The organism is Streptococcus sanguinis, from assembly GCF_050234405.1.
GTDB lineage: Bacteria > Bacillota > Bacilli > Lactobacillales > Streptococcaceae > Streptococcus > Streptococcus sanguinis_W.
Map to the genome: position 1 here is coordinate 25,500 of NZ_CP092117.1, position 13,961 is coordinate 39,460.

The following is a 13,961-nucleotide window of genomic DNA, read 5'->3' on the forward strand; positions in this document are numbered from 1 at the left end:
CATGTCTTTTTCTGATTTAAAACTCTTTGCTCTTTCTTCTAATCAAGAATTAGCGCAGCGTGTTGCTCAAGAGATTGGATTGCCACTTGGGAAATCAACTGTTCGTCAGTTCTCTGATGGAGAGATTCAAGTGAATATTGAAGAATCTATTCGCGGGAAACACGTCTTTATTTTGCAGTCTACCAGCTCGCCAGTCAATGATAATTTGATGGAAATCTTAATTATGGTAGATGCTTTGAAACGGGCTAGTGCTGAATCCATTAATGTTGTCATGCCTTACTATGGCTATGCTCGGCAGGATCGCAAGGCTAGAGCTCGTGAGCCAATTACATCTAAATTAGTTGCTAATATGTTGGAAATTGCTGGTGTGGATCGGATGCTGACTATTGACTTGCACGCAGCGCAAATCCAGGGCTTCTTTGACATTCCAGTGGATCACTTGATGGGTGCACCTTTGATTGCTGATTACTTTGAGCGCCGTAATATGACAGGAGGAGACTATGTGGTAGTCAGTCCTGACCATGGTGGTGTGAGTCGGGCTCGTAAGTTAGCAGAGTTTCTGAAAACCCCGATTGCGATTATTGATAAGCGTCGCAGTGTGGACAAGATGAATAGCAGTGAAGTTATGAACATCATTGGTAAGGTGGAAGGAAAAACTTGTATCTTAATTGATGATATGATTGATACAGCAGGGACTATCTGCCATGCAGCTGACGCTCTCGCTGAAGCAGGGGCTGTAGAAGTCTATGCTAGCTGTACGCATCCAGTCTTGTCTGGTCCAGCTATGGATAATATCCAAAAGTCGGCGATTAAAAAATTGGTTGTGCTGGATACAATTTATCTGCCTCAAGAGCGCTTGATTGATAAGATTGAGCAGATTTCAATTGCGCATCTTTTAGGGGAAGCCATTGTCCGTATTCATGAAAAACGGCCGCTGTCACCCTTGTTTGAAATAGGTAAAAAATAATCTGAGATATATGGCTGGGATACTTGATTTCTGGCCTCTTTTTTATTTTATTCCTACTATCTTTTTTAAAAAAGTCCAACATTCACTTTGAAAGAAAACTCAAATTACTTGATGTTTCAAATATAAATAAATGACCATTTAAATAGTTGGTAAATTGACAATTTGTCTCATCCCTTGGTATTCTTTGATTTTAGAAATTTTTATGTAGTAAAATTCTTGACTTTTTTTAGAGTTCGAACTATACTTAATAGTAGGTAATATTAGGTAACGGGGAGTTACAATTATTTTTGAAAAGTAACGAGGAGATGAGATAATGAAAAAGGTTTTGCTTTCAAGTGCTGTGGCCCTTTCACTTTTCGCGGCTGCTGCACCAGTATTTGCTGAGGGTACAGCCAGTCTTTGGGTTAATGACATTGATAATAATGAAGTTCCCCAAGGCAGTACGGACTCAGAATCTAATAAAGTTATGGATGAATTGCAGGCCTATAGAGATGCACAATCAGCTTTGGATCAGCAAGTTGCTGAAGCTAAGAAAGCTCCGGTTGGCAAAAGTGCTGTGATGGAGGATCAAGCTGGTAACAAAGTTCTTGTTATTGGTGAGGGAGAGTCGGCTAATGCGGATCAGCCTTCAGTGGCACCATCTACTACAGATCCATCTACACCGGCTTATTCGGCAGCACCTTACTCCACAGCCTCTTCATCAGTTCCGACTTTTCCAGCACCGTCTCAATCTTCGGCGGCGTCCTCTTCATCAGCAGGTAAAAAGAAGGCTAAAAAATCAGAAAATAAAGCAAAAAAAGCTCCGGAAGCAAAAGAAGAGAACAAAGAAAATGAGGAGAATTCTGAAGAAAAGTCACTTCCTAAGACAAGTGCAGTCAAATAATTTTGTCTTTAATTTGTGCTAACGCCTAAATATCACTGAGCCTTCGTTCGGTGATATTTTTTGTAAAAAATGAAAAATAAAGGATTTTTAGATTATGCAAGAAAAAGATAGGAGTCAAGCTTCGAATAAGAAACAGCTCCTTGTTGTTGGCATCTGCCTCCTGTTGATTGTTCTGGTTATTTTTTCTGTTCTTTATGCTTTCCGTTCTTCAGGATCAGGCAGTAAGTCTCGAGTTTCGCCTCCCAGCAGGATTGAAACGTCAAGCTCTTCTACAGCAGATTCCAGTCAGACAGAAAAGGATTATTTAGCAGAGCGTTTTGCTAAACTGAAGGCTGTGAATTCAGAAACGATAGGCTATGTCTATGCTCCTGGTACACAGTTGGATGAGCCGGTGGTGCAAACGAAAGATAATGCGACTTATCTGCTGAAGACTTTTGAAGGCAATCATGAGCCTTATATGGGTGCGGTCTTCATGGATAAAGATAATCATAAAGATTTCAGTGATCGTCTGACTTGGCTTTTCGGGCATGCTCGGGGCAGCAAGGCGGGAGATCATCGCATGTTTAATGATGTCAACTACTATGATCGTCAGGATTATTTTGACAAACATAGATATGTCGTGATTGAGACTCCTGAGCGTAAGTATTATTATCAAGCTATGGGACTGGTCATTGTGCCGGAAGAGACTGCTTTTTATCGGACGGAGTTTAAGGATGACGAGGACTTTACGACTCAGCTTAGAAATATCTATGAGGCTGCTCGGACAAAAGATCCCAAGATAAAGATTAAGTCGAGTGACCGGTATGTGGTTCTTTCAACTTGCCGTGAAGAAGACGACACGATTCGTTCTAACCTTTATTTGCGGCAGATTCCTGATTCGGAATTGACAGATTTTCTGGTCAAGCATGGCAAGGAATTAATTTATACTCCGACTCGTTAATTGGCCAGTCACGTGAGATGTGGCTATATCCATTATCTGCCAGAGAAGAATTTTAAGGCAAGGAAAAAAGGGACTGAGTGCAAGCTTAGTCCTTTTTCTGCATAAGAAATCATGTAATAGCTTTTGCTATGCTTCTGCATTTATAGTATAATAGTTCTATTGAGCGGCTGGAGGTATGTATGGATTTAAGTAAGAAATTTAATAAAAACTTAGGAAAAATAGAAATTTCGCTGATTCGTCAGTTTGACCAATCAATTTCTGCTATTCCGGGAGTTCTTCGGCTAACCTTAGGGGAGCCAGACTTTACAACACCGGATCATATCAAAGAAGCGGCCAAGGCAGCGATTGATGCTAATCAAAGTCACTACACTGGCATGAGCGGTCTCTTGGAGCTGCGTCAGGCGGCTAGCAGCTTTGTGAAAGAAAAGTACAATCTGCACTATCGCCCAGAGGATGAGGTCTTAGTCACGATTGGGGCGACAGAGGCCTTGTCGGCTACACTGACAGCCATTCTAGAAGAAGGTGACAAGGTCTTGCTGCCAGCTCCTGCTTATCCAGGCTATGAGCCCATTGTCAATCTAGTAGGGGCGGAGATTGTCGAGATTGATACAACGGCCAATAACTTTGTCCTTACTCCAGAGATGCTGGAAGCGGCTATTTTAGAACAGGGCGAGCAGCTAAAAGCAGTCATTCTCAATTATCCAGCCAATCCGACCGGCGTGACTTATTCGCGGGAGCAGATAAAAGCTCTGGCTGATGTCCTAGGAAAATACCAAGTCTTTGTGGTCTGCGATGAGGTCTATTCTGAGCTGACCTATACGGAGCAGGGGCATGTCTCCATCGCGGAGTATCTGCCAGACCAAACCATTGTCATCAACGGCCTGTCTAAGTCTCATGCCATGACTGGCTGGCGGTTGGGTTTTATCTTTGCTCCAGCAGTTTTCACTGCCCAGCTGATTAAGAGCCATCAGTATCTCGTAACAGCGGCCAATACTATGGCTCAGTTTGCCGGTATTGAAGCCCTGACAGTTGGGAAAGATGATGCGGAGCCAATGAAGGCTGAGTATATTCAGCGTCGCGATTATATCATAGAGAAAATGGCTGAGCTAGGCTTTAAGATTATCAAACCAGATGGGGCTTTTTATATTTTTGCTAAGATACCAGACGGTTATAATCAAGATTCTTTCGCCTTTCTGCAGGATTTTGCAGAGAAGAAGGCTGTGGCCTTTATCCCGGGGGCGGCTTTTGGTCAATACGGGGAAGGTTATATCCGTCTGTCCTATGCGGCTAGTATAGAGACGATTCGAGAAGCTCTGAAGCGCCTCAAGGACTACATGGAGGACTATGCTTAAATCTCTAACAAGTCAAGGTCTGGTTCTCTATAACCGCAATTTCCGTGAGGATGATAAGCTGGTCAAGATCTTTACGGAACAGGCTGGCAAGCGTATGTTTTTCGTCAAGCATGCTGGGAAATCTAAGCTAGCACCCGTCATTCAGCCTTTGACTGCGGCGAACTTACTGATGAAAATCAATGATGATGGTCTTAGCTATATCGAGGATTATCAGGATGTAGTCACCTACCATCGCATCAATGAGGACTTATTCATCATGGCCTATGCCAGCTATGTGGCAGCCTTGGCAGATGCCAGTCTTCAGGACAATCAGCCGGATCCGGCGCTCTTTGCTTTTCTGCAGAAAACTCTGGAGCTGATGAATAATGGTCTGGATTATGAGGTGCTGACCAATATCTTTGAGATTCAGATTTTGTCACGTTTTGGGGTTTCGCTGAACTTCCATGACTGTGCCTTTTGTCATCGAACGGGTCTGCCTTTTGACTTTTCTTTCAAATATAGCGGAGTCCTTTGCCCTGATCATTACCATCAGGATGAACGGCGTTGTCATCTGAATCCTAATCTTCCTTTTCTGCTGGACCAATTTCAGGCGGTCCGCTTTAGCGAATTGGAGACCATTTCTTTGAAGCCAGATATTAAAAAGCAGCTACGGGATTTTATCAATCTGCTCTATGATGAATATGTCGGCATCCATCTCAAATCCAAAAAATTTATAGATTCTCTAGGTGACTGGGGAAACATTTTAAAAGATAAGAACGAGGAATAAATCGAATGAAAAAAATAGCTGTTGATGCTATGGGAGGGGACAATGCCCCTCAGGCTCTAGTCGAAGGAGTCAATCAAGCAGTACAGGAGTTTTCGGATATTGAAATTCTCCTTTATGGCGATGAGGCGAAAATCAAGCCTTATCTGACTGCTGGTGAGCGGGTCCGCATCATCCACACGGAGGAGAAGATTGACTCGGACGACGAGCCGACCAAGGCCATCCGTCAGAAGAAAGAGGCTAGTATGGTGCTGGCAGCTAAGGCTGTGAAGGCAGGGGAAGCAGATGCTATGCTGTCTGCTGGAAATACTGGAGCACTTTTGGCAGCCGGCTTCTTTATCGTAGGGCGTATCAAGAACATTGACCGACCGGGTCTTCTATCTACTATGCCAACGGTTGGCGGTCAGGGATTTGATATGCTGGATCTGGGAGCCAATGCTGAAAACACAGCCCATCATTTACACCAGTATGCGACTTTGGGTTCTTTCTATGCTGAAAATGTCCGAGGAATCAAGAAGCCGCGGGTAGGTCTCTTGAATAACGGAACGGAAAGCAGTAAGGGCGATCCTCTACGCAAGGAAGCCTATGAGCTTTTAGCTGGGGATTCGACACTTAACTTTATCGGCAATGTAGAAGCGCGTGATTTGATGGATGATGTGGCGGATGTTGTCGTTGCAGATGGCTTTACTGGTAATGCCGTTCTGAAATCAATCGAAGGAACTGCTATCAGTATCATGGGTCAGCTGAAAAAGTCTATTTTAGGCGGTGGTTTCAAGTCTAAATTGGGAGCTTGGCTGCTCAAGGACAGCTTGCGAGGGCTCAAAAATAGTCTAGACTATTCTAGTGCAGGCGGTGCAGTTCTATTCGGCTTGAAAGCGCCTGTTGTCAAAACGCATGGCTCTAGCGATGCTAAGGCTGTTTATAGCACGATTCGTCAGATTCGGACCATGTTGGAAACGGATGTTGTTGGTAAATCAGTCATTGAATTTTCAGATGTAAAGGAGTAACCATGAGCGAAAAAGAAATTTATGCAAAAATTGTCGAAATCATTCAAGAACATGACAGCAGTAAGCTGCATGTCACTCCAGAACTCAGCTTGAAAGAGGAGCTGGGAGTGGACTCTGTTGATTTGATGGAATTTATCATCAATCTGGAAGAAGCTTTTGATATTGAGATTCCTGATGAGGATATGGATAACTTCAAAACGATTTCCGATGTGGTAGCTTATATCCACGAAAAACTGAAGAAGCAACATTAAAAATCAAAGATCGGTATCTTCCGGTCTTTTTTCGTATCTTAGAAAGGAAACGATTTCTTTAACTAGGTACATAAAGTTTATACGGGAATTTCTTGTAAAATATATTCAAAGATGATAAAATTAGGGTATAAAACCACGAAAGGCGAATATTAAAATGTCTAATAAGTTATTATATTCGGGAAAAGCTAAGGATATTTTCTCTACAGATGATGAGCAAGTCATTCTGGCACGCTACAAGGATCAGGCAACGGCCTTTAATGGGGTCAAGAAGGAGCAGATTGCTGGTAAAGGAGTGCTCAACAACCAGATTTCATCTTTTATTTTTGAGAAACTCAATGCAGCTGGTGTGGCGACGCATTTCATTGAGAAGGTTTCGGATACGGACCAGTTAAATAAAAAAGTGGAGATTATTCCTTTGGAAGTGGTGCTGCGCAACTACACAGCGGGTTCTTTTTCCAAACGTTTTGGAGTAGAAGAGGGCATCGCGCTTGAAACTCCGATTGTGGAATTTTACTACAAAAATGACGATTTGGATGATCCTTTCATCAATGACGAACATGTGAAATTCTTGAAGATTGCCAGCGATCAAGAAATTGCCTTTTTGAAAGAAGAAACTCGTCGAATCAATGAGCTCTTGTCAGACTGGTTCCGCCAAATCGGACTGAAATTGATTGATTTCAAGTTAGAGTTCGGCTTTGACAAAGATGGCAAGATTATTCTGGCAGATGAATTTTCACCAGACAATTGCCGCCTCTGGGATGCGGAAGGCCATCATATGGACAAGGATGTTTTCCGGCGTGGCCTTGGTGAACTGACAGATGTTTATCAGGTTGTTTGGGAAAAATTGCAGGCGATTAAGTAAGGACAGGGTGTGAAAAATCATGGACAAGCGTATTTTTGTAGAGAAGAAGAGTAACTTCGGTGTGAAGTCACAGAGCTTGGTGAGAGAGCTGACGCATAATCTTCAGTTGAAAACATTGTCAGATCTTCGGATGATTCAAGTTTATGATGTCTTTCATCTGGCAGAAGATTTGGTTGATCGTGCTGAAAAGCATATTTTCTCCGAGCAGGTGACAGATAGATTGCTGACGGAGGAGGAAGTAGAGGCTGCACTTGCAGAGACAGCGTTTTTTGCCATCGAAGCGCTGCCGGGTCAGTTTGACCAGCGGGCAGCCAGCTCTCAGGAGGCTCTCTTTTTGCTTGGTGCTGGAACTGATGTTCTGGTGAGGACCGCGCAGCTTTATTTGGTCAATAAAGACATCTCAGACAGCGAGTTGGCAGAAATCAAGAAATACTTGCTGAATCCAGTTGATTCACGCTTTAAAGATATTGAGCAACCGATCCAGCTGGAGCAATTCTCCGAGTCAGATAAGACAATTCCGGTTCTGGACTTCTTTAAGGACTATACGGCAGCGGACTTTAAAGCCTACAAGCAGGAGCATGGTCTGGCTATGGAAGTGGCAGATTTGCTCTTCATTCAGGACTATTTCAAGTCGATTGGCCGTTTCCCGACGGAGACCGAGCTCAAGGTTTTAGATACTTACTGGTCCGACCACTGCCGACATACGACCTTTGAGACAGAGTTGAAGAAGATTGATTTTTCGGCTTCTAAGTTTGAAAAGCAGCTGCAGGCTACTTATGATAAATACTTGGCTATGCGCGATGAGCTGGGACGTGGTGACAAACCACAGACTCTCATGGATATGGCGACTATTTTTGGTCGCTATGAGCGAGCTAATGGTCGTCTGGATGACATGGAAGTGTCTGATGAAATCAATGCCTGCTCCGTAGAGATTGAAGTGGATGTGGATGGTGTCAAGGAGCCTTGGCTGCTGATGTTCAAAAATGAAACCCACAACCACCCAACAGAAATTGAACCTTTTGGTGGGGCTGCGACCTGTATCGGCGGAGCCATTCGTGATCCGCTTTCTGGCCGTTCTTATGTTTATCAGGCTATGCGGATTTCTGGTGCGGGCGATATTACTCAGCCGATTTCTAAAACGCGGGCTGGCAAGCTCCCTCAGCAGGTCATTTCAAAAACTGCAGCGCATGGCTATTCTTCTTACGGGAATCAAATTGGTCTAGCAACGACCTATGTCCGTGAGTATTTCCATCCAGGCTTTGTTGCTAAGCGGATGGAGCTGGGTGCGGTTGTCGGTGCGGCTCCTAAGGAAAACGTCGTCCGTGAAAAACCAGCGGCAGGTGATGTGGTCATCTTGCTGGGAGGCAAGACGGGCCGTGATGGTGTTGGTGGAGCTACTGGCTCGTCCAAGGTACAGACAGCTGCGTCTGTGGAGACGGCTGGTGCGGAAGTACAAAAAGGAAATGCTATAGAGGAGCGCAAGATTCAGCGCCTCTTCCGCGATGGCAATGTAACTCGCCTCATCAAGAAATCCAATGACTTTGGGGCTGGCGGAGTCTGCGTAGCTATTGGTGAATTGGCAGACGGGCTGGAAATTGACCTTGACAAGGTACCGCTCAAATACCAAGGACTTAATGGTACAGAAATCACGATTTCTGAATCGCAGGAGCGAATGGCTGTGGTGGTCCGCCCAGAAGATGTGGAACAATTTATCGCTGCGGCAGCTAAGGAAAATCTGCTGGCAGTCGTTGTGGCTAAAGTGACAGAAAAGCCAAATCTGGTTATGCACTGGAACGGGGAAACCATCGTTGATATTGAGCGGAGTTTTCTGGACACTAATGGTGTGCGCGTGGTTGTGGATGCTAAGGTTGTGGATGCCCAAGCAGCATTACCAGGGCAGGCTGTAACTTCTAAAGCGACTTTGGAGCAGGACCTCAAGAGCTTGCTCAGCGACCTCAATCATACCAGTCAAAAGGGGCTACAGACCATCTTTGACAGTTCTGTTGGCCGCTCTACTGTCAATCATCCAATTGGCGGGCGCTACCAAATCACGCCGACTGAGGCTTCTGTGCAGAAGCTGCCAGTTGAGCATGGCAAGACTGAGACGGTCTCTGTGATGGCGCAGGGCTACAATCCTTATGTGGCAGCTTGGTCACCTTATCATGGAGCAGCTTATGCAGTGATTGAAGCGACAGCTCGCTTGGTTGCTGCTGGTTCGGACTGGTCCAAGGCTCGCTTCTCTTATCAGGAATACTTTGAGCGGATGGATAAGCAGGCTGAGCGTTTTGGACAGCCGGTCTCTGCTCTGCTTGGTTCGATTGAAGCCCAGATTCAGCTAGGTTTGCCGTCTATCGGTGGCAAGGATTCCATGAGCGGAACTTTTGAAGAATTGACCGTACCGCCAACCTTGGTAGCTTTTGGAGTGACTACTTCAACTGCTGGGCGCATCCTGTCTCCAGAGTTTAAGGCGGCAGGAGAGTCTATCTACTATCTGCCAGGACATGTCCTGTCTCAGGATATTGACTTTGACTTAATCAAGAATAACTTTGAAAATTTTGCGGCCATTCAGGCCAAGTATCAGATTACTGCCGCTGCCGCTGTTAAATACGGTGGTCTGGCAGAGAGTCTGGCCTTGATGAGCTTTGGTAATCGCATCGGCGCCCAAGTGGATATTGCTGACTTGCCTTCCGTTTTGCAGGCGCAGCTGGGCGGATTTGTCTTTACCAGTCCAGAGCAGGATATTCCAGGTGCAGTGAAGATCGGTCAGACCAAGTCAGACTTTACACTGATTGTCAATGGTGTCCAGCTTGAGGGAGCCGAGCTTTTGGCAAGCTTTGAAGGCCGACTAGAGCCTATCTACCCGACAGAATTTAAACAGGAAACAGTTATTGAGGAAGTGCCAGCTCTTGTCGCTGATACAGTTATCAAAGCCAAAGAGACAGTAGCGGAGCCGCTGGTTTACATTCCAGTCTTCCCTGGAACCAACTCAGAATACGACTCAGCCAAAGCCTTTGAAGCAGCTGGAGCCAAGGTCAATCTAGTTCCCTTCGTTACTTTGGATGAAGCAGCCATTGTCAAGTCCGTTGACACCATGGTTGACAACATTGACAAGGTAAATATCATCTTCTTTGCAGGTGGCTTCTCTGCTGCAGATGAGCCAGATGGATCCGCTAAGTTTATAGTCAATATCCTTCTCAACGAGAAGGTCAAGAAAGCCATCAATGCTTTCATCGCTCGCGGCGGTCTTATCATTGGTATCTGTAATGGATTCCAGGCTCTGGTTAAATCCGGTCTTCTTCCTTACGGGAACTTTGAAGAAGCAGGGGCTAGCAGCCCAACCCTCTTTTACAATGATGCTAACCAGCACGTAGCCAAGATGGTTGAAACCCGCATTGCCAATACCAACTCGCCTTGGCTGGCTGGTGTGCAAGTGGGAGATATCCATGCCATTCCGGTTTCACATGGTGAAGGGAAATTTGTTGTGACGGCTGAAGAATTTGCTGAGCTGCGCGATAATGGTCAGATTTGGAGTCAGTACGTAGACTTTGATTGTCAGCCAAGCATGGACAGTAAGTATAATCCAAACGGCTCTCTCTACGCTATCGAAGGAATTATGAGTAAGAACGGCCAAATCATTGGGAAGATGGGTCACTCAGAACGTTATGAAGACGGCCTTTTCCAAAATATTCCAGGTCAGAAAGACCAGAAATTGTTTGAAAGCGCCGTTCGTTATTTCCAAGCGAGTCACGAATAAAGCTGGCTTGCAAGAGCAAGCAATCAAAGAAGGAGTCTGCTTGGCCTGTTAGGCCAGGTTTTCTCCCTTTTACAAGACAAAAGAATTTAGGTAAAACAATGACATACGAAGTAAAGTCACTGAATGAAGAGTGCGGTATTTTTGGAATCTGGGGTCATCCACAGGCGGCTCAGGTCACCTATTTCGGACTCCATAGCCTGCAGCACCGCGGTCAGGAAGGAGCAGGAATCCTGTCAAACGACCACGGAAAGCTCAAACGCCACCGCGATTTGGGATTGGTTGCAGAGGTCTTTAAAAACCCAGCAGATTTGGATAATCTGACAGGAGAAGCAGCCATCGGCCATGTCCGTTATGCAACGTCTGGCGGAGCCTCCATCAATAATGTTCAACCTTTCTTCTTCAGTTTCTATGATATGCAGATGGGCTTGGCGCATAATGGCAATCTGACCAATGCCCATTCACTGAGACGGGAGTTGGAAAAGAAGGGCTCCATCTTTGCTAGCTCGTCTGATACGGAAATTCTCATGCACTTGATTCGCCATAGCGAGCAGGAAAATTTCTTAGACAAGCTTAAGGAATCCTTGAGACGAGTTCAGGGGGGCTTTGCCTATCTCATCATGAGAGAGGACAAGCTCTACGCCGCGTTGGATCCTAATGGCTTTCGTCCTTTGTCCATCGGCCGCATGAAAAATGGGGCCTGGGTCGTTTCTAGTGAAACCTGTGCTTTTGAAGTGGTGGGTGCCGAATGGGTGCGCGACCTTGAGCCGGGGGAAATCGTGATTATCGATGATGAAGGCGTGACCTACGACAGCTATACGACAGATACCCAGCTGGCTATTTGCTCAATGGAATATGTCTATTTTGCTCGGCCGGACAGCGTCATTCACGGGGTCAATGTCCATGCAGCCCGCAAGCGGATGGGCCGCAGACTGGCTCAAGAATTCCAACATGAGGCAGATATCGTTGTCGGTGTGCCTAATTCTTCCCTGTCAGCGGCCTCTGGCTTTTCCGAAGAGTCTGGCCTGCCAAATGAAATGGGTCTGATTAAAAATCAATACATCCAACGGACTTTTATCCAACCAACGCAGGAGTTGCGAGAGCAAGGAGTTCGAATGAAATTATCAGCTGTTTCCAGCATTGTCAAGGGCAAGCGCGTAGTCATGGTGGATGACTCTATCGTGCGGGGAACAACCAGCCGACGCATCGTCCAGCTCTTACGAGATGCAGGTGCAGCTGAAGTCCATGTAGCTATCGGCAGTCCAGAACTTAAATATCCATGTTTCTACGGCATTGATATTCAGAATCGGCGCGAGCTCATCTCGGCCAACCATACGGTTGATGAGGTCTGTGAGATTATCGGAGCTGACAGCTTGACTTACCTATCGCTGGAAGGTCTCATTGAATCAGTCGGTATTGAGACGGATGCTCCGAATGGCGGACTTTGTGTGGCTTACTTTGACGGTCAGTACCCAACTCCGCTCTATGACTATGAAGAGCGCTATCTGGAAAGCCTGAAGGAAAAGACGAGTTTTTATTGAAACGAGGTCAGCGGTTCTTGTCGCAATCTTTTTCAAAAATAAGAGTAAGGAAGAAAATTATGACAAATAAAAATGCATATGCTCAATCCGGTGTGGATGTTGAAGCGGGTTACGAAGTTGTTGAGCGAATCAAAAAACATGTAGCACGCACAGAGCGGGCTGGCGTCATGGGGGCGCTGGGTGGCTTTGGCGGTATGTTTGACCTGTCTCAGACTGGGGTCAAGGAGCCAGTGCTGATTTCTGGTACGGATGGGGTCGGAACCAAGCTCATGTTGGCCATTCAGTATGACAAGCACGATACCATTGGGCAGGACTGTGTGGCTATGTGTGTCAATGACATCATCGCTGCAGGAGCTGAGCCCCTTTACTTCCTAGACTATATTGCCACTGGGAAAAATGAGCCAGCAAAACTAGAGCAAGTGGTGGCTGGTGTAGCTGAAGGCTGTGTCCAGTCTGGAGCTGCCTTGATTGGCGGGGAAACCGCTGAAATGCCTGGCATGTACGGTGAAGATGATTATGACCTAGCTGGTTTTGCTGTCGGGGTTGCTGAAAAGTCAGAGATTATTGACGGCTCTAAAGTCGCAGAGGGCGATGTCCTTCTGGGGTTGGCTTCCAGCGGTATCCACTCAAATGGTTATTCGCTTGTGCGTCGTGTTTTTGCGGACTATACGGGTGAGGAAGAACTGCCAGAATTGGAAGGTAAAAAACTCAAGGAAGTGTTGCTTGAGCCGACTCGTATCTATGTCAAGGCTTTGCTGCCGCTGATTAAGGAAAAGCTAGTTCATGGGATTGCCCATATTACTGGTGGCGGTTTTATCGAAAATGTGCCCCGCATGTTTGCCGATGACTTGGCTGCTGAGATTGAAGAAGACAAGATTCCAGTCTTGCCGATTTTTAAGGCCCTAGAAAAATATGGTCACATCAAGCACCAAGAAATGTTTGAAATCTTCAATATGGGGTTAGGGATGATTTTGGCAGTTGCTCCTGAAAATGTGGATCGTGTCAAAGAACTTCTTGACGAGCCTGTTTATGAAGTTGGCCGGATTGTCAAAAAAGAAAGTGAAAGTGTCCTTATCAAATGAAAAAAATTGCCGTTTTTGCTTCGGGTAATGGATCAAATTTCCAAGTGATTGCTGAGCAGTTTCCTGTTGAATTTGTCTTTTCAGACCATCGCGATGCCTATGTGCTCGAGCGGGCGGATAAGCTAGGTGTCAAAAGCTATGCCTTTGAGCTCAGAGAATTTGACAGTAAGGTGGCTTACGAGCAAGCTATTGTAGACCTACTAGAAGCGCACCAGATTGACTTGGTTTGCCTGGCAGGCTATATGAAAATCGTTGGACCAACCTTATTGGCAGCTTATGAAGGCCGGATTATCAACATTCATCCTGCTTATCTGCCTGAATTTCCAGGAGCTCATGGCATTGAGGATGCTTGGCAGGCTGGCGTCTCTGAGAGCGGTGTGACCATTCACTGGGTGGATTCGGGCGTTGACACAGGCAAAATTATCCAGCAAGTGCGCGTGCCGCGTTTAGCCGAAGATACGTTGGAAAGTTTTGAAGAACGCATCCATGCCGCCGAGTATCAACTCTATCCTCAAGTGCTGGAGAGTTTAGGGGTAGGGAGAAGGTAAGAAGTAAATCAAGT

General features: G+C 45.7%; 12 protein-coding genes. All 12 read left to right on the forward strand.

Translation table 11 applies throughout. The features are described 5' to 3' along the window. Position 1: 1 nt before the first annotated feature. The 12 genes from MFP28_RS00210 to purN all read left to right on the forward strand — a co-directional run bounded on the left by MFP28_RS00210 (position 2) and on the right by purN (position 13,947). Positions 2-967, forward strand: a complete 966-nt coding sequence (locus MFP28_RS00210) for a ribose-phosphate diphosphokinase (protein WP_002894321.1) — start codon at positions 2-4, stop codon at positions 965-967. Between the two features lie 313 nt (positions 968-1,280). Beyond that, positions 1,281-1,850: an LPKTxAVK-anchored surface protein gene (locus tag MFP28_RS00215; RefSeq protein ID WP_002907639.1), complete on the forward strand. Its 570-nt coding sequence runs from the start codon at positions 1,281-1,283 to the stop codon at positions 1,848-1,850. A gap of 94 nt (positions 1,851-1,944) precedes the next feature. Continuing rightward, positions 1,945-2,790 (forward strand): class B sortase, LPKTxAVK-specific, encoded by an 846-nt coding sequence (srtB, locus tag MFP28_RS00220; protein WP_002907641.1) that lies wholly within the window; start codon positions 1,945-1,947, stop codon positions 2,788-2,790. Between the two features lie 179 nt (positions 2,791-2,969). Further along, a complete protein-coding gene (locus MFP28_RS00225) occupies positions 2,970-4,142 on the forward strand; it encodes a pyridoxal phosphate-dependent aminotransferase (RefSeq protein ID WP_002907643.1) in 1,173 nt (390 codons plus the stop codon). Then, the gene (recO, locus tag MFP28_RS00230; protein ID WP_002907645.1) at positions 4,135-4,908 is read left to right on the forward strand and encodes a DNA repair protein RecO; all 774 of its coding nucleotides are present in this window, start codon (positions 4,135-4,137) and stop codon (positions 4,906-4,908) included. Before MFP28_RS00225 ends, recO begins: the two co-directional genes overlap by 8 nt. A gap of 5 nt (positions 4,909-4,913) precedes the next feature. Further along, entirely contained in the window at positions 4,914-5,912 is a 999-nt protein-coding gene (plsX, locus tag MFP28_RS00235; protein ID WP_002907647.1) for a phosphate acyltransferase PlsX, read from the forward strand. Positions 5,913-5,914: 2 nt separating this feature from the next. Beyond that, complete coding sequence (locus MFP28_RS00240) at positions 5,915-6,163, forward strand: acyl carrier protein (RefSeq protein ID WP_002907649.1); 249 nt, start codon at positions 5,915-5,917, stop codon at positions 6,161-6,163. Positions 6,164-6,317: 154 nt separating this feature from the next. Next, entirely contained in the window at positions 6,318-7,025 is a 708-nt protein-coding gene (gene purC / locus MFP28_RS00245; protein ID WP_002905710.1) for a phosphoribosylaminoimidazolesuccinocarboxamide synthase, read from the forward strand. Positions 7,026-7,044: 19 nt separating this feature from the next. After that, positions 7,045-10,779 (forward strand): phosphoribosylformylglycinamidine synthase, encoded by a 3,735-nt coding sequence (locus tag MFP28_RS00250; protein ID WP_223331437.1) that lies wholly within the window; start codon positions 7,045-7,047, stop codon positions 10,777-10,779. 98 nt (positions 10,780-10,877) lie between these two features. Continuing rightward, positions 10,878-12,317, forward strand: a complete 1,440-nt coding sequence (gene purF / locus MFP28_RS00255) for an amidophosphoribosyltransferase (protein ID WP_002907653.1) — start codon at positions 10,878-10,880, stop codon at positions 12,315-12,317. 59 nt (positions 12,318-12,376) lie between these two features. After that, complete coding sequence (gene purM, locus MFP28_RS00260; RefSeq protein ID WP_002907655.1) at positions 12,377-13,399, forward strand: phosphoribosylformylglycinamidine cyclo-ligase; 1,023 nt, start codon at positions 12,377-12,379, stop codon at positions 13,397-13,399. Continuing rightward, on the forward strand, positions 13,396-13,947 hold the full coding sequence (purN, locus tag MFP28_RS00265) for a phosphoribosylglycinamide formyltransferase (RefSeq protein ID WP_002894333.1): 552 nt from the start codon (positions 13,396-13,398) through the stop codon (positions 13,945-13,947). Before purM ends, purN begins: the two co-directional genes overlap by 4 nt. The last annotated feature ends 14 nt before the right edge of the window (positions 13,948-13,961 follow it).